Origin of the sequence: Nakamurella panacisegetis (assembly GCF_900104535.1) — a bacterium.
Lineage (GTDB): Bacteria > Actinomycetota > Actinomycetes > Mycobacteriales > Nakamurellaceae > Nakamurella > Nakamurella panacisegetis.
Genome location: NZ_LT629710.1, coordinates 3,927,012 through 3,950,765 on the forward strand (window position 1 = coordinate 3,927,012; position 23,754 = coordinate 3,950,765).

The 23,754-nt window shown below is 67.4% G+C and carries 20 protein-coding genes; 15 read left to right on the top strand and 5 right to left on the bottom strand.

Annotated elements, in window-relative coordinates:
* Positions 1–33 precede the first annotated feature (33 nt).
* From BLS97_RS17730 to BLS97_RS17760, 7 genes are all read left to right on the top strand, one after another.
* Positions 34–1,797 (top strand): chloride channel protein, encoded by a 1,764-nt coding sequence (locus tag BLS97_RS17730; RefSeq protein ID WP_090482540.1) that lies wholly within the window; start codon positions 34–36, stop codon positions 1,795–1,797.
* 138 nt (positions 1,798–1,935) lie between these two features.
* A complete protein-coding gene (locus tag BLS97_RS17735) occupies positions 1,936–2,946 on the top strand; it encodes a YeiH family protein (protein ID WP_090478425.1) in 1,011 nt (336 codons plus the stop codon).
* Between the two features lie 399 nt (positions 2,947–3,345).
* Entirely contained in the window at positions 3,346–4,734 is a 1,389-nt protein-coding gene (locus BLS97_RS17740) for a hypothetical protein (RefSeq protein ID WP_157695502.1), read from the top strand.
* On the top strand, positions 4,731–7,139 hold the full coding sequence (locus tag BLS97_RS17745) for a hypothetical protein (protein WP_090478433.1): 2,409 nt from the start codon (positions 4,731–4,733) through the stop codon (positions 7,137–7,139). Before BLS97_RS17740 ends, BLS97_RS17745 begins: the two co-directional genes overlap by 4 nt.
* Positions 7,140–7,252: 113 nt before the next feature.
* A complete protein-coding gene (locus BLS97_RS17750) occupies positions 7,253–8,758 on the top strand; it encodes a S53 family peptidase (RefSeq protein ID WP_157695503.1) in 1,506 nt (501 codons plus the stop codon).
* Positions 8,755–9,966: a zinc ribbon domain-containing protein gene (locus BLS97_RS17755; protein WP_157695504.1), complete on the top strand. Its 1,212-nt coding sequence runs from the start codon at positions 8,755–8,757 to the stop codon at positions 9,964–9,966. Before BLS97_RS17750 ends, BLS97_RS17755 begins: the two co-directional genes overlap by 4 nt.
* Positions 9,963–10,697 carry a hypothetical protein gene (locus BLS97_RS17760; protein WP_090478441.1) on the top strand — a complete coding sequence of 245 codons (735 nt, stop codon included), beginning with the start codon at positions 9,963–9,965 and terminating at the stop codon, positions 10,695–10,697. The genes BLS97_RS17755 and BLS97_RS17760 overlap by 4 nt, the downstream gene beginning before the upstream one ends.
* Here BLS97_RS17760 and BLS97_RS17765 read toward each other — a convergent pair.
* Positions 10,669–13,533: a helix-turn-helix transcriptional regulator gene (locus tag BLS97_RS17765; protein ID WP_090478446.1), complete on the bottom strand. Its 2,865-nt coding sequence runs from the start codon at positions 13,531–13,533 to the stop codon at positions 10,669–10,671. The genes BLS97_RS17760 and BLS97_RS17765 overlap by 29 nt on opposite strands.
* A 125-nt stretch (positions 13,534–13,658) precedes the next feature.
* Here BLS97_RS17765 and BLS97_RS23005 point away from each other — a divergent pair, with 125 nt between their 5' ends.
* Complete coding sequence (locus BLS97_RS23005) at positions 13,659–13,859, top strand: hypothetical protein (protein ID WP_157695505.1); 201 nt, start codon at positions 13,659–13,661, stop codon at positions 13,857–13,859.
* Positions 13,860–14,066: 207 nt separating this feature from the next.
* Here the strand turns inward: BLS97_RS23005 and BLS97_RS17770 are convergent, their stop codons facing one another.
* Genes BLS97_RS17770 through BLS97_RS23970 form a run of 3 tightly spaced genes read right to left on the bottom strand, consistent with a single transcriptional unit; the run spans position 14,067 to position 15,366 of the window.
* Entirely contained in the window at positions 14,067–14,363 is a 297-nt protein-coding gene (locus BLS97_RS17770) for a hypothetical protein (RefSeq protein WP_157695506.1), read from the bottom strand.
* Positions 14,364–14,371: 8 nt separating this feature from the next.
* Positions 14,372–15,148: a helix-turn-helix transcriptional regulator gene (locus BLS97_RS17775; protein ID WP_157695507.1), complete on the bottom strand. Its 777-nt coding sequence runs from the start codon at positions 15,146–15,148 to the stop codon at positions 14,372–14,374.
* Positions 15,097–15,366 (bottom strand): hypothetical protein, encoded by a 270-nt coding sequence (locus BLS97_RS23970; protein ID WP_231988603.1) that lies wholly within the window; start codon positions 15,364–15,366, stop codon positions 15,097–15,099. Before BLS97_RS23970 ends, BLS97_RS17775 begins: the two co-directional genes overlap by 52 nt.
* On the opposite strand from BLS97_RS23970, the gene BLS97_RS17780 reads away from it, so the two are divergent.
* A complete protein-coding gene (locus tag BLS97_RS17780; protein ID WP_407938066.1) occupies positions 15,268–15,822 on the top strand; it encodes a DUF2249 domain-containing protein in 555 nt (184 codons plus the stop codon). The genes BLS97_RS23970 and BLS97_RS17780 overlap by 99 nt on opposite strands.
* Positions 15,823–15,851: 29 nt before the next feature.
* On the opposite strand, the gene BLS97_RS17785 is transcribed toward BLS97_RS17780, so the two are convergent.
* Positions 15,852–16,559: a helix-turn-helix transcriptional regulator gene (locus BLS97_RS17785; RefSeq protein ID WP_090478460.1), complete on the bottom strand. Its 708-nt coding sequence runs from the start codon at positions 16,557–16,559 to the stop codon at positions 15,852–15,854.
* Positions 16,560–16,650: 91 nt separating this feature from the next.
* Here BLS97_RS17785 and BLS97_RS17790 point away from each other — a divergent pair, with 91 nt between their 5' ends.
* The 6 genes from BLS97_RS17790 to BLS97_RS24585 all read left to right on the top strand — a co-directional run bounded on the left by BLS97_RS17790 (position 16,651) and on the right by BLS97_RS24585 (position 23,753).
* The gene (locus BLS97_RS17790; protein WP_090478465.1) at positions 16,651–17,118 is read left to right on the top strand and encodes a hypothetical protein; all 468 of its coding nucleotides are present in this window, start codon (positions 16,651–16,653) and stop codon (positions 17,116–17,118) included.
* Positions 17,115–17,768, top strand: coding sequence for a GTP cyclohydrolase I FolE (gene folE / locus BLS97_RS17795; RefSeq protein ID WP_231988173.1), 654 nt, complete (start codon positions 17,115–17,117; stop codon positions 17,766–17,768). Before BLS97_RS17790 ends, folE begins: the two co-directional genes overlap by 4 nt.
* A gap of 88 nt (positions 17,769–17,856) precedes the next feature.
* Entirely contained in the window at positions 17,857–18,990 is a 1,134-nt protein-coding gene (gene tal / locus BLS97_RS17800; RefSeq protein ID WP_090478471.1) for a transaldolase, read from the top strand.
* Positions 18,991–18,992: 2 nt separating this feature from the next.
* Positions 18,993–20,228, top strand: coding sequence for an NAD(P)/FAD-dependent oxidoreductase (locus BLS97_RS17805; RefSeq protein WP_090478476.1), 1,236 nt, complete (start codon positions 18,993–18,995; stop codon positions 20,226–20,228).
* Between the two features lie 272 nt (positions 20,229–20,500).
* The gene (gene metE / locus BLS97_RS17810) at positions 20,501–22,840 is read left to right on the top strand and encodes a 5-methyltetrahydropteroyltriglutamate--homocysteine S-methyltransferase (protein ID WP_090478479.1); all 2,340 of its coding nucleotides are present in this window, start codon (positions 20,501–20,503) and stop codon (positions 22,838–22,840) included.
* Positions 22,841–23,564: 724 nt separating this feature from the next.
* Entirely contained in the window at positions 23,565–23,753 is a 189-nt protein-coding gene (locus tag BLS97_RS24585; protein WP_197676253.1) for a globin domain-containing protein, read from the top strand.
* Position 23,754: the final 1 nt, after the last annotated feature.

The window sequence follows — 23,754 nt, forward strand, 5'->3', positions numbered from 1 at the left end:
AGCCACCTGGGCGACTTCACCGTGTCCTCGCGGATGCTGGCCATCGCCGCGCTGGCAGTGCCGGTGGGCGCAGCCAGCGCCGGCGTGTCGTGGGCGCTCCTACGACTGATCGGTCTCATCACCAACGCGGTGTTCTACGGTCGCCTGGGCACGGCGCTTGTCGCCCCCGGCTCGGGGCATCACAATCCCGCAGTGGTGTTGCTCGCGCCGGTGGCCGGCGGTCTGGTGATCGGCCTGATGGCACGATACGGCTCGGAGAAAATCCGAGGCCACGGCATGCCAGAGGCCATCGAGGCGATCCTGCTGGGCGGCAGCAAGGTCCAACCCAGGGTTGCCCTGCTCAAGCCGGTCTCGGCCGCCATCGCTATCGGGACCGGTGGTCCGTTCGGCGCCGAGGGGCCGATCATCATGACGGGTGGTGCAGTGGGGTCCCTTTTCGCGCAGTTCCTGCGACTGACCGCCGACGAGCGCAAGACACTCTTGGTGGCCGGAGCCGCAGGCGGGATGGCGGCCACCTTCAATTCACCGTTCGCCGCCCTGATGCTGGCCGTTGAACTATTGCTGTTCGAGTGGCGTCCTCGCAGCTACGTGCCGGTGGCGGTCGCGGTCTGTGTCGCAGCCATCGTCCGCCAGCCGCTGCTCGGGACGACAGCGCTGTTCCCTGCGGTCGGTGTCCTACATCTGACCTACGGCGTCTTCGCGCTGTGCGTGGTATCCGGGATCGCTGCCGGGCTGTTGGCGCTGGTGGCCACGGTACTGGTGTACGCAGCCGAGGACGCGTTCCGCCGGTTGCCGGTGCACTGGATGTGGTGGCCCGCGATCGGTGGGCTGATCATCGGCATCGGCGGGCTGATCGTCCCGGAAGCCCTGGGCGTCGGGTACAACATCATCGGCGCCGAACTGGACGGCAGCATCGGCCTCGGTTTGGTCGCCGGCATCCTTCTGATCAAGACCTTGATCTGGTCCCTGTCGCTCGGATCGGGCACGTCCGGTGGTGTGCTGGCGCCAATGTTCATGATTGGGGGCGCGCTGGGCACAATGGAAAGTCACGTCTTTCCAGCTGTGGGCCCCGGCTTCTGGGCGCTGATCGGTTTGGCCGGCGTCCTCGGTGGCGTGATGCGGTCACCGTTCACCGGGGTGGTCTTTGCTATCGAGCTGACGCACCGTCTCGACGCGTTGTTGCCACTGATCATCGGCGCGACGACCGCCTACGCCGTGTCCGTACTGGTGCTGAAACGATCGGTGCTGACCGAGAAGATCGCCCGCCGCGGCTACCACCTCTCCCGTGAGTACGACGTCGACCCCTTGGAGATCCTCTTCATCGGTGAGGTCATGGAGCGTGACATCCTCACGTTCGAGGCACATCTGACCGCAGAGGAGGCGCTCGCCGCGATCTCCGACATCGACCCGGCGACCGTCAATGCGCGCCGCCAACTGCTCTACCCGGTTGTGGGCGACACCGACCGGCTCATCGCTGTTGTCACGCGCAGCCAGCTCGAGACCGCAGTGCACCAGGACGACCACTGCCTGACCGTGGCCGACCTCGGTCTGACCGACCCTGTTGTCACCCATCCCGACCAGACTCTGCGGGCCGTCGCCACGGCCATGGCCGAGCACGCCGTCGACCGTATGCCGGTGGTCGACCGGGACGACCCGACTCGCATCGTCGGCCTGATCACCCTGACCATGCTGCTCGCCGGCCGACTACGCGACCTACAAGAAGCCCGGGACACCGCACGGGTCCTGCACCTGCGGGTCATCCGCCCTCGGCGGCGCCCGTCGACGCCCGCTGCGTAGCCCCGCTCAAGCTGCCAGCCCGTACGACACTCGATCTACCTCCGACGCTCATCACCGCGTAGGCACAAGTAAACCTTGTGCGCCGACAAGGGTTTGGGGGCTACCGCACCTTCGATCCGGTTGGGCACAGTGGCCGATATGAGCTCACCGGGCGGACGACCAGGCCTGGTGTCGGTACGGGGTTTCGTCCCCGGTGTGCTGGCGACTGCGGCAGCCACTGCGTGCGCCTACGCAGTCGCAGCGCTCGTTCCAGCGTTGAATCCGACCTCGGTCGCGGTGCTTCTCGGCGCGCTGGTCACCAATGTCGGGTTGAATCGGCCGTTCCTGCGGCTCGGCACGCAACTGGCGGCACGCCACTTCCTACGGGTCGCGGTGGTGCTGCTGGGCCTGCAACTTTCCGTGCCGCAGCTGCTGCACCTGGGCGGCCTGGGCTTGGCGGTGGTCGTGGTGACCGTGGGCCTGACGTTCACCGGAACCCGGCTGCTGGGCCGGTGGTTCGGTGTTCCGCCGGCGCGCAGTCTGCTCATCGCGACAGGATTTTCGATCTGCGGGGCTTCCGCGGTCGCGGCGATGGAACCGGTCGCGGATGGTGATGAGCAGGACACCAGCACGGCGATCGCTTTGGTCACCCTGTGCGGAAGTTTGGCGATCGTCGCCTTGCCGTTACTGCGGCAGCCCCTGGGCCTGGATGCGGCATCTTTTGGGTCCTGGGTCGGGGCCAGCGTGCACGACATCGGACAGACGGTGGCCACCGCCGACCGGGTTCCAGGCGCGCTGACCGCCGCGGTGGTGGTGAAATTGACCAGAGTGATCCTGCTGGCTCCCATGGTCGCCGGGGTTGCGCTGGTCAGGCGGCACCGCAGCCCCGACACCGCACGGGCTCGGATACGGCCGCCGGTGCCGCTGTTCGTCGCCGGGTTTCTGTTGGCCGTCGCCATCGCCAGCCTCAACGCAGTGTCACCGGCAACTCTGTCCGTAGCCAAAGACGTTCAGGGCACGCTGCTGGTGGCGGCGTTGTTCGCGTTGGGCACCGGCATCCATCTGCCGACTCTGCTGCGGACCGGTGGCCGCTCACTGGCCTTGGCGCTCACCTCATGGGTGCTGATCGCCGGGGTCGCCTACGCAGGGGTCCGACTGGCGGGTCTGTGACACACCGGGCTGCCGCGATGATCAATGACCAGGCCAGTTGAGCGCATCCGGGGAGACGGTTGATGATGAGCCGGATACCGAAGAGGTTTCAAGATCTCCTGGTCCGCCCGCCACTGCCGCCGGCCCGGGTGTATTCGGGCCCACTCGGTGGCAACTGGCGATGGTGAGAAGCGGTGCGGATGTCGACAACGCACCTACCGCTGATCGGCAAAAATGCCGTCAGTTCCCTTTGTCTACTGCGGTGCTTGCGGCGATTGATGGTGCGGCGGCTCCGCTGAGCTGATCTGCCGTCAGGGCTGTGCTGCGGGAAATCCTGGGGTGTCACCCTGGGGCGGTCCTGGTGTCAGCAGTGGAATCGTGCCCTGATTCGAGCATACGAAATTCGTTGAAAGGACGCCAATGCGCGCCAACTTAAGGGTATGCCGGTGCGGCATGCGGATGCGTGCGGTCGTGTTCGTTGCTCTGCTGGCGGCCGCGACAGGGTGTGCTGGCACATCGGGTCAACCGGTTGCCGGCTCGACCGTCGGCTCCGTGCCGTCGACGAATCCGCTGCTCGTGCCGTTGTCGACAGCGTCGTCCAGCCCTGCCATGCCGTCGGCCCCGGTTTCGTCGCCGCCGGTTTCCTCCCCACTGGTTTCCTCTGGACCTGCGACGATTCCGTCCCCAACCAATGGGCTGATGGGGAAATCGTTGCAGGGCAACGGCTTCACTTCAAGGATCCCCGAGGGCTGGACCGAGCAGTCGACGGCGTCGGGCCTGATATTGCAGGCGGCCGACGGCGGAACGCTGACCATCGGGGACCCGAAGCCGACGACCGCGACCGCTCCGGCGATCGGTGAGGCAACGGCGAGCACCTTGACCACCGAGGGCTACACCATCAAGGCCGGGCCGTCGGCGACGACGGTGGCCGGCGCGGCGGCGTTCGACCTGGCGGCGGTGAGCGCCGACGGCAAGTCGGCGGTGGTGGTGATAGCGGTGGTACACGGTGGCTTGCTGTACGACCTCTCGTTCGGGATCTCGGCGGATCTGGCAGCCTCCACCCCGGACACCTCCGGGCTGGATCAGATTCAGCAGTTCTGGGCTTGGTCTGCGGTTGCCGCCAGTAGCACGTCCGTGCCGGCCGCCGTCGTTGGGCGTCAGGGATGCCCGTCGGGTGCCCACTGGTGCGACACCTTCGACAAGGGCGTGGGGGGCTGGGCAACGGCCAATACGACGGATTTCTATGCCAACTTTCTTGCCTATGAAGGCGGAACATATCGATTGAACCAGCGGGCGGCGGGCATCGCGATGATCAGTTCTCCGCACAGCATCGTCGATGTGTCGCCCGACTACGGCGTGACCGTCGCCGCCGACGTCGGGACCACCGGGATCGCCGGACAGAACCCCGGCTTCGGTTTGTCCTGTTGGAACACGGCAATATCCGGCGGCGGCGACGGGGCGTACGCGTTCATCGTGACCGCGGCCGATGCCACCCTGGTGTTCTTCGCCGCCGGTCAGAACGGGGCCGTCTTCGCCACCAAGAAACTCGCCGCCGGTGTGGTGCATGCCAGTCCCGTGGGCCGCGTGGCCTGGAACCACCTGCAGATCAGCTGCGCCCAGACCGGAGGCGGCAACGCCCATCTGACTTTGTCGGTGAATGGTCATCCGACCCTCAGCGTGGACTATCCCGGTAAGTCCGACACCGCGGGGCCGGTGGACCCGGGTCCCGGGTACGGCGTGCTGGCCTCCGGTAAGGGAACGGATCTGTTCTACGACAACATCGCCGTGACTGCGTTGCCGGCGCAGTGACCGAACAGGAAACGCCGCCTGGTGCGGTCGACCACGAGGTAACGGCGATCGGGGCGGCCGTGGGTGAGTCGGCCGAGCATGACGTACCGGGGCTGCGGGCCACTTTCGCTGAACGTCGGCTGTCGGTTCGCACCATGGACCGGCCGTTGCGGCTGGCCACGGCGGGCGCTGCGGCCAGCCTGGTCGGTGCGGCGCTGCTGGTCGCGCTGCGCGACGTCGGTCATTCGAAGGTCGTTCTGCTGCCCAGCGGTGGAGTGGAAACGACGTTGAGCACCCCGCTGTTCATCGCGGCGCTGTGCCTGCTGGCGATCGGCTTCGGTTATTTGACCACCGGTGTTGTGCTGGCGCACCGGCTGGTCGGTTTGTTGGCCGTTGCGGTGGTGACCGGGGCGCTGGGGTTCTACACCGGCGTCCTGGGCGTCGGCCTGCGGGCTGTCTTGCCCAGGTGGGCGACGTGGGCCACCCGCGGCCTGTTGCTGGCGATCTGGTTGGTTGCGATCGGTGCCACCCTGTGGCGTCGGCACCGCCATGGCGACGCACCGCAGGATCGGGTGCTGCGGCTGGTCCTGCTGGTCGTGTATTGCGTGGTGTTCGGCGGCTACCTGCTGATCCTGCGGCTGGCCAGTCCGACGCTGAACGGCCTGACCAACTTTCCGGGTTCGGTGACGCTGTTGATGGGCGGCTTGGCGTTGCTGACCACGCCCATCCTGTTCGTCGCGGCCATCGACTTCGGCGAATGGGGGCAGCTGACCGGTCAGCGACTGCTCACCGCGGCCGGCCGGCCGAAGTCGCTGGCCAACGTTAGTCGGGTGGTGATCCCCGCGGCCCTGTGTGTCGCCCTGCTGGCCGTCGCCTGGACGATGGATCCCGAGACGACCGCGCATCGTCTGGCCCGGATCACCCAGTCGGCGCTGATCTTCGCCGTCGCGGTGCTCGTGCTGCTGGCGATCTGGCGGCTGCCCCGGCTGCGCAGCGGGGCCTGGCCGGAGACGCTGAACTTCGCCGTCGTGCTGGTGGTCGCGGCGATTGTCGCCACGATCGTCCCGGACGTCGCAGGTCTGCTGCAGGGGCAGATCATCGCAAAGCCGACGCCGGAGGTCTCGACGGCGGGCGAGTTCACTGCCGCCGCAAATGTGGTCTCCCGGACAAGCCCGACCGGCTTAACCCTGCTGGTGCCGGCGGGTTGGCAGGTCGATGCAACACCCACGTTCGAGCAGTACACGAACTCTTCGGTCGCCTTCGGCGCTCTCGTGCTGCTCATCGGGGGACCCATTCCAGGGCCGGCGAGTCTGCGGGCCCTGACCGCGGGGCTGGGTGCACCGCTCGGACCGGTCGAGACCGTGGGCACCCTGCAACGGCTGGAGTTCACGCCGGCTTCTCCCAGGACCCTCAGCGTCGGATGGTTGGCTCGGAACCCCGAGGGGTCGGCGGCCTATCTGTTCATCGGCGCCGCCACGGGCTCGGACCCGCAAGGCGCGGAGCAGTACCTGGCGGCAATGGTGAACAGCTTCCGGCCACCAGGCGCGCCGTCCGCGCAGATTCCCAGCACCGCCGACGAGGTGACACCGGCCCAGGCGCAGCAGACGAGCAGTGATCGTCTCAACGTGACCGCCGATGCTCTGACGGTGTTGCTGGCCCTGATCTGTTTGGCGCTGCTGGCGGGTCGCACCCGCGGCTGGACCGGCCGCACCCGTGCCGGGCTGATGTTGTTCTGCTTTGTGGCGGTTCTCGACCTGTGCTACGACGCCGACTCGATCGGTCGAGTGCTGCTGGGACCGGCGACGGCCTGGCCGACGCCGGGCCAGCCGGGAGTGCTCGCCGCGGTCGCTGTTGCCGGTCTGGTGTTGCTGGCCATCGCGCGGAGAAGTACCCGGCGGTGGGCCCGGCGGTTGCCGACAACTCTCCCCGGCCTGGCCGGCGGGCTGCTGGCGCTGCGAGGGGTGGAAGTGCTGTACAACCATGCGCTGGCCGCCAACCGCATCTCCGTGTGGGCCGCGGTGATCGTGTTGCTGGCGATCAGCTGGGACGTCATCATGTCCGGTGAATCGATGACCAACCACGCGAGCCGGTGGGTGCCTCGGTCCAGCCGCGTCCTGGTGTTTCTCGGCTACGCGATCCTGTTGGCCTGCGCGGTGGTGTTCTTCTCCGGCCAGCGGGGCCTCGGGTCGGGACTACCACTGCCCGAGGTGATATTCGAGCCGGAGTCGATCACCAAATCCGGGCTGTTCGGTTTGGCGATGCCCCTGATGATCCTGCTGTTCCTGCTGCACACCTTCGGCGAACGGGAACCCCGAGATCATGAGACCGCCGACCTTCCCCCGGACCCCGCGAGCCGAGCCGCTGCGGGCGAAATGGTCACCAACCGGAGCGTTGACGCCGGGCGGCTCGACGGGGCGGCGTCATGACCACACGACGGAGCCTCGTCAACCGCGCATGTGCTCTGCTGTGCAGCGGCGTGCTCGCTGTGACAACGGCCGGCTGCAGCCAACCGGACCCGACCGCTGTTGAGGTAGTGCAGGTGGGTGGGCCCCTTGCCGCGCTACTGCTGAGTTCGACCGACCTCGGGCCCGCCGTCGATGCGAACGTCGGTGCGGTGGTGAGCCTGCATCGGCGCGACCGCCCGCAGGTGCTGTCGGCCTGGGCCGGCCAGCACGGGGTCAGCGTCGACTGGCACCCGGGCGATGACTGGGCGTCGATCCACGGGTCGGCGGCGGCCCTCGCCCAGGCGTTCCGGGTCCCGGTGCATGACTATCGCGCCCACGACGGCCAGCGGTTCTATGCGACAGGGGAGTCGATCCCGGTGCCTGCTGAGGTGGCCGGCGAGGTCAGCGCGGTCGGGCGCATCATGAACTACCGGGTGGGGGCGGCGACCGCCGGTGCGGCCGGCGCCCCGGCGGCGAGCGGGTCGTCCGACGGATTGCTCAGCGCTGCGCAGCTGCGAACGGCGTACGACGTGGGTCCGCTGGCTGCCGCCGGGTACACCGGTCAGGGCACGACCGTCGTCTTCTTCGAGCTCGACGGGTTTTCCCAAGCCGATCTCGATGCCTTCTCCACCGCGAACGGGCTGCCGGACTTCACACCGGTGCTGGTCGGTGGCATGCCGGGCCCGCCGGCAAAGGGCGGCGAGACTCCGATGGATCTGGAGGCAGTGCACGCCGTGGCTCCTGGCGCGCGGTTGGTGGTGGTCAACCTGCTCTCGTTCGGCGACGGATCTCTGGCCGCGGTGATGAGCTCGGCGTTCCGCTCGGCGGACCAGCAGTTCCCGGGGGCGATCTGGAGTCTGTCGCTGTCGGACTGCGAAGGCTTGTATACAACCGCCGATCTGGAACCGCTCGAGGAAGAGCTGGTGCACGCCCAGGCGCACGGCACCTCGGCGTTCGCCTCCACCGGCGACACCGGCTCGCTCGAGTGCCGATTTGCCAACAACAATATCGCCGGGCCGCCGACGCCACCGGACGTGGGAGTCGGCATGCCGGCCTCGCTGCCGGCGATGACGGCCGTCGGCGGCACTCGTCTGACGGTCGACGTGTCCGGCCGCTGGCTCGGTGAGCAGGCCTGGGACTACTCGGCACTCTCGCAAGGCTCCAGCGGCGGCGTATCCGGGCTCTTCCCGCGGCCGTCCTGGCAGCAGACCGACGGCGTCGCCGCGGCCCGCGACCAGACCCACCGGCTGCTGCCGGATGTGTCTGCATTGGCCGACCCGGCGACCGGTCTGCGCAACGTCATCGCCGGCCGTGTATCTCCGGGGGGCGGAACGTCCCTGGCCACGCCACTGTGGGCCGCGTTCACCGTCCTGATGGATCAGTATCTTCTCGCGCAGGGCGGGCAGGTCCTCGGTGCGCTCAATCCGCTGCTCTACCGGGTAACCAACGGGGCGGCCCTGCCAGCCTTTCACGACATTCTGCTGGGCGGTAACGCGGTCGATCTGGCCGGGACCGGCTATGACCTCGTCACCGGCATCGGCAGTCCTGACGTGTGGAACCTCAGCCAGGATCTGCTGACCGTAGAAAGGGGTGGCTCATGACGACTCCCGAATCGGCGCAAGGGCTTTCACCTTCAGCGCCAGCCTGCCCGGGGTGTGGTGAGCAGGCGCAACCAGGTGCCTACTGCGGTGCCTGCGGATATCACCTGGCCGGTCACTACATCGGCGGCCGCCGAGGCCGTCTGCATTCCTACGCCGCCGCACCGCAGGAACACGTGTTGCGGCTGTCGGTGGTCAGCTCACTGTTCCCGCATCTACCGCACCGCTCGCACGCGCCGTTCCGGGCCGGACTGGCCATGCTCGTCGTCGTGCTGGCCCTGCTCGCCGTATTCCGGTTGCAGGCACCGGTGGTCGCGGTCAGCGCAGTGGGATTCCCGCTGCTGTTCCAGCTGTATCTACAGGAATCGGACGTCTATGCCGATCTGTCCCGCAGCGTCGTCATCGGCATCGCCGCGTTCGGCGCCCTGCTCGGCTGGGGGTGGTCACAACTCACGGCCAACCCGGTGGCCAGTTCCTTCGGCGATCGTCTCGGCGGAAGTCGGAATCAGGAACAGATCTGGACGGTCGGGATCGCCATCCCGGTCGGCGGAGTCATCGTCATGCTGCTGCCGATAGCCCTGTGGCGGCTGCGCCGGCGGGCAGACGCCGAGGGTCTGGACGGCTTCGTGCTCGGTTCGGCCGCGGCTCTCGCGTTCGCCGCCGCCGCCACCGTGACCAGGTTGGCACCGCAACTGAAGGCCGGCTTGGTGGCGCATGGTCGTCCGGTGCAGGGCCTGCTGGTGGAAGCCGGTTTGCAGGGCGTGACCGTGCCATTGACCGCCGCCTGCGCCGGTGGGCTGTTCGGCGCAGCCCTGTGGGTCAGCCGGCGGGATCCGGTGCACCCAGGCCGGATCCTCACCTCACCGGTCGTCGCGGCGGCCGTCATCGTGGCGCTCTACGCGGGCCTCGGCCTGATCGATCTGTGGCAGCCCGCCGAGGTCGGCCTGTTCGGGCTGCATGCGGCTGTTTGCGTGCTGCTGCTCATCGGGCTCCGGCTCGGCATGCACGCGATGCTGCTGCACGAACACCACCCTCCCGTGCCCGGCCCGCCGGCCTTCTGTCAGCAGTGCCTGAACCTGGTGCCGCAAATGCCGTTCTGTCCGCACTGCGGCGTCGCCAGGCGGGCAACGTCCCGGTCTTCCCGAGCCGCGCTGCGGCTGGACCGGACCGTCGAGATTCTTGACCCGACCAGCAGAGGGGATCTGCCGTGACCGTGAAAATGCCGACCTACCCGGCGATGTCGATGACGCCTGCGGTAACGGGCTCCGGGATCGCGTGTCACACCTCGCACCGACGGGTCTTGCTGTTCCTGGGGATCGGACTCTTGGTGGCCATCGGTGCCGTGGCCGGCATCGCGGCGTTGGTCGCCCCCGCGGTGGCGATCTACCACTGTCCGCCGCAGTGCGGCAGCCCGCCGCAGGGCACCCCGCAGGACGGACTGCCGGTGTTCGCCGGAGCGGACAACTCCTTCACCGTGGAGTACTACCCGGAATCGCCGGACTGGCACGCGGGCACAGACGCCTCGGGTGTCACCGATGAACGACTGACCGGTGCGGGTGGTGCGCTGCGGATGTTCGGGACGGCGGCCGGTGGCCGAACAGCGCAGCAAGTGGTCACCGCGCTGGTGCAGCAGGCTTACCCGAATGCGACCCAGCGGTACCAGCTGACCAACGCGATGGTCGGCTACCAGCTCGGCTACGGCGAGGTGGACGAGATCATCCCGCAGAGCTCGGACGGCAGTTACCAACCGCAGTCCTTGGTGGTGATGGCCTCGGTGAAGGGCGACGTCGCGCTGGTCGGCGAGGCGATCGGGCCGTATCAACCATGGGACCCGGACACCGGACCGTGGGATGGCCACCCCTCCGGTGTCGCCATGGCAGTCGCCGGCGACCTCGATCAGCTGATCAACAGCTTCAGTTGGGCGGGAGATCCGGCCCGATGAGGGCCATCGCGGCGCCCAGTTCGTGGCGGCGGCCAATACCCAGACGCTGGTAAATCTGCCGCAGGTGGTATTCGACAGTCTTCGGGGTGACGAACAGTGCCTGGGCGATCTCGTTGTTTGTCAGGCCCTGCAACGCCAGGTCGGCGACCCGATGCTCGCTGGGGGTCAGCGTGCGGTGGTTGGCCGGTGCCGGCGGGCGGGCGCCGGCGGCGGCGAGCTCGTCACGGACCCGGCGACCCAGCAACTCGGCACCCAGTCGTGCGGTGATCGCGTTGGCCAGGGTGAGCGGCCGCCGCGCCTGCACGCGGTGGCCGGCCCGCCGCAGCGCTGCGCCCAGTTCGGCGAGGGAATATCCGTATTCCAGCTCCGCCGACGTACCGGCGAGCAGCTCGGCGCTGTCGGCCAGCAACGCCAGACCGGCCGAGCCACCCAGCAGCAGCCCCTGCACCCGCAGGCCCCGTCCACGGGTGATCAAGGCATCCTTGCGTTCGACAACCGCGAGGATGTCCGACACCAGCTGCTGTGCCTGCGCAGTGTCGCCGACGGCCAGCGCAGCCATCGCGGCACCCGAGCGCCACGGCAGCACGGTGTGCTCGACTTTCAACTCCTGCATCAGATGAGCCCCGGCCTGCTGGAAGTGCTCCAGCGCCGCGCTTGGCCGGTGCCTGGCCAACTCCAACCTGGCCCGCGAGTCCAGCAGCCACGGCAGGTCCAGCATGCTGCGACTGTCTGTCAACTTCTCCGCCGCACGCAGCGCCTGCTCGGCCGCGGCGAGATCGTCACGTTCGATCGATACGTTGGCGCGCAGCACTAGTGACGACACCAGGTAGCGGTGCCGGCCGTTGCCGGCCACCTCGATGGCCTGGTCTGCGTCGGCCTCGGCGTCCATGATGCGCCCCAAACGCAGGCTCGCGTAACCATGGAAGTAGCTCCCGGCCGCGAACGCATCGATTGATCCGACGACCCGGGCCGCGGCGATGGCCGCGGCGCAGACCGACAACGTTGCCGGGCTGTCCTCCGCCAGCTCGTAGGCCCACGCCGTCATCAGCCAACCGGACCCATCCGGTCCCTCGGTCGCCAGCAGCGCACCGCTGTCCCAGGCCCGATAGGCCAGGTCGATCGTCTGCGGGTTCGGCTGCCAGGACTGCCCGGACCGCATCGCCAACGCGGCCAGTATCAACCGTGACTCCGGCGAGGAGTTGTCCGGAGGTTCCCGTAGCAGCGGGGTGACACGCGTGATCGACCGCTGCCGCTGCTCGGTGGAGAACGCCGAATAGGTCAGATAGTCGGCGAGCAGGCCGGCCCGCAGCTGCTCGGTGCCCGGCCCGACGCGTTCCAGTGCCTCCTCGAGCACCTGCGCGGCAACCTGATGTTCCCCGCTGTGCGCATACGCCCGCGACAGCAACCGGGCCACCTCCAGCCAGCGCATCGGGTCACGCTGTTCCGCCAACGCGGCCCGCAGGTTCTCCACCGACGCCGGCAGGCCCGCCGCCGTCTGTGCGCAGCCGAGGGCGATCAGCAGCGCGACCCGCCTCGCCGTGTCGCCCCCTGCTTCGATGACTGCCCGGCTCAGGTATCTGGCGGCGCTGTGTGGGGCGCCCTGCGCCATCGCCCGCTCCGCCGCCAACTCAAACGTGGCGACGGCCCAGTCGAGCATCCCGGCGGGCGAGGCCAACAACTGGGTGGCGACCCGCTCGGCCGGTGCGCCCGACCGGCGCAACAACACCGCTGCGGCGGCATGGTCGACGGCGCGCCTGGCCGGTGGGATCTCCGCGTAGATCGACTGCCCGATCAGCGGATGCAGGAACTCCAACTCAACGCCGGAGGAGATCAACTGCTCATCGGCCAACTCGTCCGCCGCCGTTGCCGCATCGCCGGTGCTCAGCCCGGCCAGCTGCGCCACCACGGCCAGCGGACTCTGCTCGCCGAGTACGGCCAGCGCGCCGGCCAACGACACGGACCCCGGCCCCAAGCGCAACAACCGGAACAGGGCCACCCGGGCGAGTGACGCGCCACCCAGATCCCGGATCCGCTCGGCCGTGAAATCCGGAGCGGCGTCATCCAGCGACAGCAACGTCTCTCGCAGGTAGAAGGGATTTCCATTGGCCACCTCGACACAGGCCGCGCAGGTCACCGGGTCCATCGCGGGCCGGCTCCTGTGCACCAATTCCGTCATTCCCGCGACGGACAACGGTGCCAGCGACAGCCGGGTCTGGGCGGGGCTGTAACGCAGCGCAGTCAGCACGGCGGCCTCCGGCGAGCGCCGCGGTCGGGCAGCGGCAACGAGCGCGACAGGCAGGTCCTCGATCCGCTCCGCCAGGTACAGCAGAAACTGCAGGCTCGCCTCATCGGCCCACTGCACGTCGTCCACGGTGAGCAGCACCGGACGCTGCGCGGCGATGTTGAGCACCAACCAGAAAAGACCGTGCAGCACCGCGGCCTGCGGGCGGATCGCTCCATCACCCTCCGTCGGCATTCGGCCCGCGGGAGCCAACAAGGGCACCGCCAGTTCCGCCGAGCCCGCGAACACCGCTGCACGCCGATCGGCGGACAGCTTGACCAGAAACGGCTCGAACAGCCGCAGGATCAACCCGAACGGGTAATCCCGGTCGCCCAGGTTAGCTCTGGCCCGGATCACCGTGAGGCCGCGGGCATGCCCGAATGTCGCCGCCTCCTCCAACAGTCGCGACTTACCCAGTCCTGCCGCTGCCTCGACGAGCACACTCTCCCCGGCACCGCCGCCGGCTGCATCCAGCACCGCAGCCAGGGCGGCCAGTTCGCTGTCGCGGTCAACAGGAGGACCAGAACCCAGCACTTTTCCCTCACCTCCGGCCATCACAGCTCCCCACAGCGGCCGGCATCCGGCCAGTCGACCGGGGCGCTCCGACACCCCAGCGCTCAACACGATCCTAGGGTGCCCCCTGGGGCGCGCCGGGCCGTAGACGGGCCACTGTGTCTGGTATGCCCCTGCCGACTTCTCTCGACGTGCTGCTGCATCTCGAGGCGGCCGACGGCACCATCAAAGGAACGCTCCAGGAAGGCAGCGGTTATCGCTGGCCGTTCTACGGCTGGCTGGAGCTCAGCTCGATCCTGGACAACCTCCGAGCTGCGCACAGTGGTGCAGTCACCGCACCGGTCGACCCGGCCAGCGACGGCGGGTAGCTGGTCGGCGGCCAGAAGCGGCCCGCAGTGCCCGGTTCCGAGTGGTGTGACAGACGGCGAACGTTGCCGTCGGATGGTCGCGCCGCGGGTACTCGGTCGGTCGGGTCCCGCCGGACCACCTTGCGGATAGGCAGTAGGCGGAGTGATCACCGTGGCCAGAGTTGTTCCGGAGAGTCCCAACCAGTCGAACAACTTCAGGTGAGGTGTTCAACGTTGGGCGGAGCGGGCAACCCGTCGGTGGATGTCATCGGTGTAGTCGTCGTAGGCGGCGATGACGTCTTCCAGGTCCAGGGTGTCGGGTAGTTCATCGGCGCGTTGGCGGTCCAGCAGGTACGCCAGGGTTTCCCGCACGATGCGCGGCTCATCACCGGCCGCCATTCCGATGCGTTCAAGCCCGGCCGCGCTGACGCTGATTCGGATGTCGACGGTTGCCTCTTCATCGGTGACGGAGGCTAGGTACGTCTGCCCGTCGAGCGCTTGGATGTTCGATATCTCGTTCACCATTTTGGGCATCACCTTTCTGTGGCGGGGTGTGCATGTCCGGATGGGGGGAACCGACGGCGGGAAGCAGCAGGGGCCGGCACATCGATCCGTGCTCCAGAACGGCTGCGGCCACCGTCGGTGGCGGTCACCCTCAGGTGCGCGATGCACAGGTTCGGCTCGACGAACGGGTCGAGCCGTTCCACGGCGACACCGTCGGTCAATGCTGTCATCGCTCCTTGCATGAGGCCCAGGTGCAGGGCACAGATGATGTCGCCGTGATCGCCGACCAGGTCCAGGAACGGACAATGTCGCAGACGTATCTGATTGACCGGGGGACTGCTCGTGGTGTCCGGGTCGAATCCGAGTTCATCGAGCAGGGCTGTCAATCGGGCGACGGCCGCGCTGCTGCTTGTCGTGCTGGCGGGCGCGGATGGGCCGATCAAGTAGGGCCCCCAGTTTCTGCCCAGTTCCGTCGCGGTTGCGGCGGCCGTGCTTCCGGTTGCGGCGAGGTGGCTGGTCAGCATGGTGGCGAGCAGTTTGTAGTTCGACGGTCCGGTTCGGTCCATGTCACGGCGGCCCCGATACAGGATTGGTGGCCGTCCCGGACCGGCGATATCGCCGAGGACTTTCTCTACGCGCCCGGCAGCAGTCAGGGCGTCGAGGTGAAAACGGATCGTGTTGACATGCACGCCGAGATGCTGGGCGATGACCGGGATGCTCAGCGGGGTGGCCGAGGCCCGGACCATGTCCAGGATCAGTTGGCGGCGGTCCGGTCGGCGATCCTGGCCTGGCTTCGGCGGCTCCATGGTGGTAGTTTACACAAAATGCACATGTAGGAATAGTCAAATGACGAGGGAAGGTCAGGGCGATGACCATGGTCGAGTTGGATGTGCGGCAGGTTCCGAAGCCGCAACGGCACGGGCAGATCTTCGAAGAATTCGCGGCGCTCCCGGTCGCTGAATCGTTCGTACTCATCAACGGCCACGATCCCCGGCATTTGAGGCAGGAGTTCGACCGTGATCATCCTGAGTCCTACGGGTGGGAATATCTCGAATCCGGTCCGGTGTGGCGCATCCGAATCACCAAACTCAGCTCCACCGATCTGCCACGAAAGCTGTGCGACGTTCGAGCGGTGGTGACCAACGCGACGGCAGCCGATGCTGGCGGGGCCGTGTGGAGGCTGGAGGTCGGTGAGCGGCAACTGGATGCGAACGTCGTCCATCTGCCGCCCGGGGATCAGATCGCCCAACACATCGGACCTGATCTGGACGTCCTCATCGTGATCGTGGAAGGCGACGGAGAATTGCTGACCGAGACCGGCACCGTGCCTTTGGTTGTCGACGCACTGGTGTGGCTGCCGCGCCGGTCGCAGCGATCCATCACAGCGGGCGCACTCGGGTTGAGCTACTTCTCGGTGCATCAGCGGCGTCCTGCGCTGAGCATCGGCAGTGCCCCGAGCCGGCAGCGAACACCGGGGTGAGCGGCGACCGCACCGGTTCCGGTCGTTTGTCAGGCGGCTGGTCCGGTGTCCAGCACCACGCAGCAGCGGCCGGCGGCCGGGTCAAGCCTCGCGGTCAGGGTGGCCGCGCTGTGTCGTGCTGTGGCATCGAGCAGCGCCAGGTTCATCCCGCAGACCAGTTTGGTGTGTTCACGGGCGAGTGCGTCGAACGGGCAATTGACCAGCGTGATGATTCCGGGTCCGCGCCGAGGCTCGTAGCCGTAGTGAGCAAGGGCAGCGCACATCGACGTGACCACCTGCGCCTCGGTGGGTGTCGGGCCGGCCTCCGCGCGGACCGTCTGGGCCACGGTGACCCCAAGGTCGGCGGCGGCCCGGTGCAGCGACCCGACGACGGCAGTCCCGTCGCGGGTGGAGTCGTCGATCGCCCGCGCCATCAGCTGGCCGGCGAGGTCGTAGCGACGTTCGGGTAGCGACACCGACACCTGGTGCGCCGACCGCTTGTACAGCTTGGTGGGCCGCCCGGCGCCGGGCCCCGTCCGCCCGGACAGCCGCTTGAACTCGGTGGCCAACAACCCTTGCTCGACCAACTTGTCCAGGTGGAACTTCACCGTCGGGCGCGGCACTCCCACCCCGGCGGAGGCCGCATCCCGGCTGACCGGTTCGGGTTGGCCGGCCACATACAGATAGAGGTCACGACGGATCGGGTCGGCGAGGGCCGCCACCCCCGACACTCGCTCCGCGAAGTCGTCCGGATCCACCGCTCACCCCTCTCTAACGGAAACAGCACTTGACTTAAGAAGGTTAGCCTTCTAACGTCAGTCATACTATCCCTTACACGTGGAGGCAACGATGCACACCCACACGATCACCACCGCGCCGACGACCCGGCCGGTTGACCGACACGATCCCACCTTCCAGGCGTTCCTGTTGCTGCGTACGGTGTTCACCGTCGCGCCGGTGGTGTTCGGCCTCGACAAGTTCTTCAACGTGCTCACCAACTGGGAGCACTATCTCGCCCCGAGAATCGATGACCTGGTCCCGGGCAACGCGCACCAGGCGATGCTCGTGGTCGGAGTGGTGGAGATCGTCGCCGGACTACTGGTCGCGGTCAGGCCGCTCATCGGCGGGTATGTCGTCGCAGCGTGGCTGGCCGGCATCATCGTCAACATGTTGCTGCTGCCCGGTTTCTACGACGTCGCCCTGCGCGATTTCGGCCTGTTCATCGCAGCCCTCGCGCTGGCCCGGCTGGCGTCTGCTTTCCGCCCGGCCCGTCGCAGCGCCAACAACCCCGCCGAAATTGGGGAAGGGACCCGGTGACATCCGCGCAGCTGGACGTTGCAGCGACTGGCGGCGGACGACGCGTTCCGTTGCGGGTCGTCCACCCCCCGGCGCACGTTGACCTGGCCGCCGCGGAGCGGGCCGCCACGGACTTCCTGACCGCGCTCGGAGTGGACCTGGCCACCGAAGGCCGGCGGGACACGGCACGCCGCATGGCGCAGGCATACTCAGAGTTGTTCCGGCCGAGGCCGTTCGACCTCACCACCTTCCCCAACGACGAAAACTACGACGAACTCGTCGTCGTCCGTGACGTCCCGGTCCACTCGGTCTGCGAGCATCACGTGCTGCCGTTCGTCGGCGTCGCCCACCTGGCCTACCTTCCCGGCGCGCACATTCTTGGCCTGTCCAAGCTGGCCAGGGTCGTCGAACTGTTCGCCCGCCGCCCCCAGGTCCAGGAACGGTTGACCCAACAGGTCGCCGACTGGCTGTTCGTGAACCTCAACCCCCGCGGCGTCGGCGTGATCATCGAGGCCGAGCACCTGTGCATGACGATCCGGGGGGTGCAGGCCGCCGGTACGAGGACGACCACCTCGGCACTTCGAGGTCAACTCCGAGAAGACGCCGCCTCCCGCGCTGAATTCTTCGCCCTCGCCGTGCCACGCCCCTCCTCCGGGGGCCGCCATGGCTAACCGCTCACCGAGGGGCGAGAGTGCCGACCCACCTTCCTGTCCGTCTGCCGCTGGGTCCTGTTCCACCCTGAGCTTGAAGGGATAAGTCATGAATTCAGACCCGTTGTCGAAGCTGAACAACGCGGGTGTTTCCATCTGGTTGGACGACCTGAGCCGGCACCGCCTCGAGTCGGGCAGCTTGGCGACGTTGGTCCGCACCTGCCACGTGGTGGGAGTGACGACCAATCCGACGATCTTTGCCTCGGCGATCGCCGATGGGGAGACCTACGACTCACAGATCCACGACTTGTCGGTCCGCGGCGTGGGCGTTGCCGAGGCGCTGCGGGCGTTGACCACCTCCGATGTGCGCCGGGCCTGCGATGTCCTGCGACCGGTATTTGAGGCCACCGAGGGCCTGGACGGGCGGGTGTCGATCGAGGTGGATCCCCGGCTGGCCTACGACACCGAAGCGACCATCGCCGAGGCGCGGGCGTTGTGGTGGCTGGTGGACCGGCCCAATCTGTTCATCAAGATTCCCTCAGCCAGACAGGGGATTCCGGCCATCTCGGCGTGCTTGGCCGAGGGGATCAGCATCAACGTCACCTTGATCTTTTCGCTGGACCGTTACGACCAGGTCATGGCAGCGTTCCTCGACGGGCTGGAAGCGGCTCATCTGGCCGGGCGTGATCTGTCCCAGATCGCGTCGGTGGCCTCATTTTTCGTCAGCCGCGTGGACACCGAGGTGGACCGGCGGCTGGAGCGCATCGGCTCCGCAGCGGCAGCTCGACTGCGAGGTAGGGCGGCGATCGCGAACGCCCGGGTCGCCTACGCACGCTACGAGCAGGTCTTCTCCTCGCCGCGGTGGCAGGCGTTGGCTGCCGCCGGTGCCCGCCCGCAACGTCCGCTGTGGGCCTCGACGTCGGTGAAGGACCCGACCTACCCCGACACCCGCTACGTCGTCGAGCTGGTCGCTCCGGGCGTGGTCAACACGATGCCGGAGCGCACCCTGCGTGCAGTGGCCGATCACGGTGAGGTACCTGCGGATTCGATACATCCCTACGGCGACGCCGCCCAAAAGACGTTGGACAGCCTGCGCAGCGTCGGGATCGACTACGACGACGTGGTGCAGACCCTGGAGGACCAGGCCGTCGCCGCCTTCGACACGAGTTGGAGTGCACTGGGCCACCAACTGGGCCGTGCGCTGCAGCTTCAAGACCCTGCCGCCGACTCAAAGGAGAGCTGACCATGGCCACAGAGGAAAGGTTTGTGATCGTCGGGGCGAGCCAGGCCGGCACCGGCGCCGCGCAGACCCTTCGTGAGGAAGGCTTTCCCGGACGGATCGTGTTGATCGGCGACGAGATCGAGTTCCCCTATCAACGGCCCCCGCTGTCCAAGGACTACCTGCTGGGCAACGCCGCCCGTGAAACGGTCTACCTGCACCCACGGCAGTGGTACCTCGACAACAATATCGACCTGCGCCTCGACCTTGCCGCGGTGGGCATCGACCGGGACGCCCACCGGGTATCGCTGGCCGACGGCAGCCAGGTCCGGTACGCCAAGCTGCTGCTGACCACCGGGTCCTCACCGCGGCGGCTGCCACTTCCTGGTGTCGAGCTCCACGGGGTGCACTACCTGCGCCGGATGAGGGACAGCGATTCGATCAAAACGATGCTGCAGACCACCGGCCGGGTCGCTGTCATCGGCGCCGGGTGGATCGGGCTGGAAACCGCCGCGGCCGCGCGTGCCGCAGATGTGCACGTCACCGTCCTGGACAGCGCGCCGCTTCCGCTGCTACGTGTGCTCGGCGCCGAAGTGGCGCAGGTCTTCGCCGACCTCCACCTCGACCACGGTGTTGACCTACGCCTCGGCGTCCAGATCGCCGAGATCACCGGCCACCACGGCCACGTGGACGGCATCCGCCTGTCAGACGGGACCCGGATCGAGGCCGAGTCAGTCATCATCGGAGCCGGCATCGCCCCCAACACCGCACTGGCCCTTCAGTCCGGACTGACCGTCGACAACGGGATCCTGGTCGATGAGCATTTGCAGACCTCCGATCCCGACATCTACGCCGCCGGCGACGTCGCCAACGCCTTCCATCCGTTGCTCGGCAAACACATTCGGGTCGAACACTGGGCCAATGCACTGCACCAACCACAGGTTGCGGCCAAGGCGATGCTCGGCCAGCACGTCTCCTACGACCGCATACCGTACTTCTACACGGACCAATACGACCTCGGTATGGAGTACGTGGGCTACGTCGAACCCGACGGCTATGACCAGGTCGTCTTCCGGGGAGATGTCGCGCAGCGGCAATTCCTCGCGTTCTGGCTCCGCGAAGGCCGAGTACTGGCCGGGATGAACGTGAACATCTGGGACGTCACCGACCAGATCCAGGCGCTGATCCGCGCCGGAGCACCCGTCCTACCCGATCACCTGGCCGATCCCGGCAGACCACTGGAATCATTCATCGCCCAATGACGCACGAAACACCGGACACAGGAACCCTTCTCAACCCGAGTAGGCGTTGCCTTCTTGCTTGCGGCCGATCTGTGAGCTGACCGTCCTGACGTTGCCAGCCGTGCCCGAAGACCTACTAGATGTCTGTTCCGCAGCCGCGGAACTGTTGGTTGTGACCTCCTGGGTAGGCCCTGGACGCATCACCGAATCCGCATCCCGAAGTGCGCGGCAGTCGGATCGGCGCACCGGGCGTATCCCGCGCGGTCACAGTGAATTCGCGAAGGAGAGTTCTCGTGTCAGAAAACCCGACCGCTACCCGCAGCCGCAGCGGCAGCACCGCGACGGTGTACGGCTATCCCCGGCAAGGCCCGCACCGGCAACTGAAAAAGGCGGTGGAGGCCTACTGGGCCGGCCGCAGCAACGCCGACACTCTGCTCGCCGCGGCCCGCGACCTGCGTCTCCAACGCCTCACCGACATGCGTGAGGCCGGGCTCGACGAAGTTCCCAGCAACGACTTCTCCCTGTACGACCACGTTCTGGACACTGCCTGGATGCTGGGAGCCATTCCCCGCCGGCACGTCGACGCCGTGCCTGATGTGAGGACACCGGCCGGTCGGCTGGACCGTTACTTCGCGATGGCCCGCGGTGCCGCCATCGTCGCTCCGCTGGAAATGACGAAGTGGTTCGACACCAACTACCACTACCTCGTCCCCGAGCTGGGCGAAGACACCGTGTTCGTCCTCGACCCGAGCAAGCCGCTCGCCGAATTTTTGGAGGCCAAAACCGCCGGAGTCATCACCCGGCCGGTCATCCTCGGCCCTCTCACCTTCCTGCAACTGGCGAAAGCCGCACCCGGCCGGAACGCCCAGTTCGATCCACTGACCCTGCTGGAGCGGATTGTCCCGTTGTACGCCGAGCTCCTGGGCCGTCTGCACCAGGCTGGTGCGCAGTGGGTACAGATCGACGAACCCATCCTGGTCATCGACCAACCGGCGGCGGTCCTGGCGCAGGTCGATCACGTCTACCGCACTCTCGCCGCCATCAAGGACCGCCCGAAGCTGCTCCTGGCCACCTACTTCGACCAGCTCGGCGACGCACTCCCGGTGCTGGCTGCCACCGAGATCGACGGTTTGGCAATGGACTTCACCGGACCTGCAGCCGCGAACTTGATCCATCTCACCGCGATCGGCGGTCTACCGGGTAAACGGCTGGTCGCCGGCATCATCGACGGACGCAACATCTGGCGAACCGACCTGACCGAGGCCTTCAACACCCTCGCCGCTCTCCGCGGGCTGGCCGACCAGGTCGACGTCGCCGCATCGTGCTCGCTGTTGCACGTCCCCATCGACCTCGCCCTGGAACGAAACCTCGACCCGCAGATCGGCACCTGGTTGGCCTTCGCCCGGCAGAAGCTCGACGAGATCACCCTTCTCGCCGCCGGCTTTGACGCTGCCCGTCGCACCACCGTCGCCGAGCTCATGGCCAGCGAAACCCGGTTGGTCGAGCGGGCTCACTCGCCGATCGTCTTCGTCGACGCGGTCCGCCGCCGCGCCGCCGCTGTCACCGACGCGGACCTGCACCGCACAGGCCGCTACCCGCAGCGACACATCGCGCAACAGAGCCACCTGGTCTTGCCGGCCCTGCCGACCACCACCATCGGATCCTTCCCGCAGACCAGCGAGCTACGAAGAGCCCGTGCCTTGCTGCGGTCCGGTCAGATCGATGCGAACACCTACGACGAGGCCATGCGCGCCGAAATCCGATCCGTCATAGCACAGCAGACCGATCTGGGATTGGACGTGCTGGTCCACGGCGAACCGGAGCGCAACGATATGGTGCAATACTTCGCCGAGCAGCTGACCGGGTTCCTTGCCACCACCGACGGGTGGGTGCAGTCCTACGGCACCCGCTACATCAGACCCCCGATCATCGTCGGCGACGTCTCCCGACCGGCACCCATGACCGTCCAATGGGCCACCTACGCGCAAAGCCTCACCGCCGCACCGGTCAAAGGGATGCTGACCGGTCCGGTCACCATGCTGGCCTGGTCGTTCGTCCGCGACGACCTGCCCCTGGCGGACACCGCGCGGCAGGTCGCCCTCGCGTTGCGGGACGAAGTCCAGGATCTGCAGGCGGCCGGGATCACCGTGATCCAGGTCGATGAACCAGCACTCCGCGAAACCCTGCCGCTACGGGCCGCCGGCCGCGCCGAATACCTCAAGTGGGCGGTAGAGGCGTTCCGGCTCACCACCTCCGGTGCCGACGACGAAACCCAGATTCATACCCACATGTGCTACGCCGAATTCGACGACATCCTGCCGACCATCGCCGAGATGGACGCCGACGTCATCAGCCTGGAAGCCGCCCGATCAGACATGGCCATCGTGAAAAACTTCGCCGCAGCCGGTTATCCCAACGACATCGGGCCGGGCGTGTGGGACATCCACTCCCCACGAGTGCCCGCAACGGAAGAAATCGCCGCCCGACTTGCACGCATCGTCAAAGAGTTTCCACCAGAAAGGCTCTGGGTCAACCCCGACTGCGGCCTCAAGACCCGCGGATACCGCGAAGTACAAGCAAGCCTGAGCAACATGGTCGCCGCGACCACCACAGTTCGAACGCAGCTCGGGTAAGTCAGCTCTGGGTGTGCGTGGCAAGGGGTTCCTCCACGCACACCCAGAAGACCAGCCGGACTCGGGGCAGACCCGATGCGCCGTTCGTCCCCGGTGACTTGACTGCGACTGCGGTCAACCGTCACCCTCGACGCTGCGGCCGACACTCTTGGGCCGTTTGATGGGCGGGGTGCGCCTTCGGGCGCTGCCGGGGGCGCGGCTGCCGCCGAGGGCACCGCACCAGCAATCCGTCGCGGCTGTCATGGTCTATGCCTTCTGGGTCGCGAAAAGAGAACCAGTGGGAGCCATCGTCCGGCGAGGCTCGCCGTCAAGCGATTCTCGGAGGACGAAACAGTACTGCTGGCAACGGCCTTCACCGACGCACTTGGTATCTGCTTGCCGATCGCCAGCGCGCCGGCGGGCGGTGTGGCCGGCGGTGCCCTGGCAGCCGAGAGCGGACGGTCGCCCGTCCGGTAGGTCGGGGGGAGGAGGTCGAGGTGCAGGACCTCGGGCCCTTTCCAACGGGCGCCAACGCGGCCGGGGTCTCGCTGACCCGCGCATCGCCCAGGACCGCGAGCGTACAACGACCTCAGCGGAGCTGTGCGGAGAACGACACGAGGGTGTCTCCAGGGGGAACGACGGAGGCAACATCCCGTCCCTAGGGTGACCGCAGTTGCACAACAACTGCGGAACCACCGGAATAGCAATCCACCCTCAGAGCCATCGCAAGAGAGTCGGGCAAACTATGAGCATTTATGAGAACATCGGCGGCGCGTCGGCCGTCCGCGCAGCGGTCGACGACTTCTACGTTCGCATCCTCGCAGACCCCAACTGGCACCGTTCCTTTCGGAGATCGACATGCACAAGCTCAAGTCGCATCAACGGCGATTCATCGCTGCCGCGGCCGGGGCGCCGAGCCGTACGTAGGACGTGAC

Bases quoted from the DNA above. Each gene is read 5' to 3' on its own strand.
- BLS97_RS23005 (WP_157695505.1), top strand. From the start codon at position 13,659: ATGCCCCTGCCGACTTCTCTCGACGTGCTGCTGCATCTCGAGGCGGCC.
- BLS97_RS23970 (WP_231988603.1), bottom strand. From the start codon at position 15,366: ATGATCACGGTCGAACTCCTGCCTCAAATGCCGGGGATCGTGGCCGTT.
- BLS97_RS17730 (WP_090482540.1), top strand. From the start codon at position 34: ATGCTGGCCATCGCCGCGCTGGCAGTGCCGGTGGGCGCAGCCAGCGCC.
- tal (WP_090478471.1), top strand. From the start codon at position 17,857: ATGAATTCAGACCCGTTGTCGAAGCTGAACAACGCGGGTGTTTCCATC.
- BLS97_RS17755 (WP_157695504.1), top strand. From the start codon at position 8,755: ATGACGACTCCCGAATCGGCGCAAGGGCTTTCACCTTCAGCGCCAGCC.
- BLS97_RS24585 (WP_197676253.1), top strand. From the start codon at position 23,565: ATGAGCATTTATGAGAACATCGGCGGCGCGTCGGCCGTCCGCGCAGCG.
- BLS97_RS17805 (WP_090478476.1), top strand. From the start codon at position 18,993: ATGGCCACAGAGGAAAGGTTTGTGATCGTCGGGGCGAGCCAGGCCGGC.
- BLS97_RS17765 (WP_090478446.1), bottom strand. From the start codon at position 13,533: ATGGCCGGAGGTGAGGGAAAAGTGCTGGGTTCTGGTCCTCCTGTTGAC.
- BLS97_RS17735 (WP_090478425.1), top strand. From the start codon at position 1,936: ATGAGCTCACCGGGCGGACGACCAGGCCTGGTGTCGGTACGGGGTTTC.
- BLS97_RS17770 (WP_157695506.1), bottom strand. From the start codon at position 14,363: ATGGTGAACGAGATATCGAACATCCAAGCGCTCGACGGGCAGACGTAC.
- BLS97_RS17790 (WP_090478465.1), top strand. From the start codon at position 16,651: ATGCACACCCACACGATCACCACCGCGCCGACGACCCGGCCGGTTGAC.
- BLS97_RS17740 (WP_157695502.1), top strand. From the start codon at position 3,346: ATGCGCGCCAACTTAAGGGTATGCCGGTGCGGCATGCGGATGCGTGCG.
- BLS97_RS17775 (WP_157695507.1), bottom strand. From the start codon at position 15,148: ATGGAGCCGCCGAAGCCAGGCCAGGATCGCCGACCGGACCGCCGCCAA.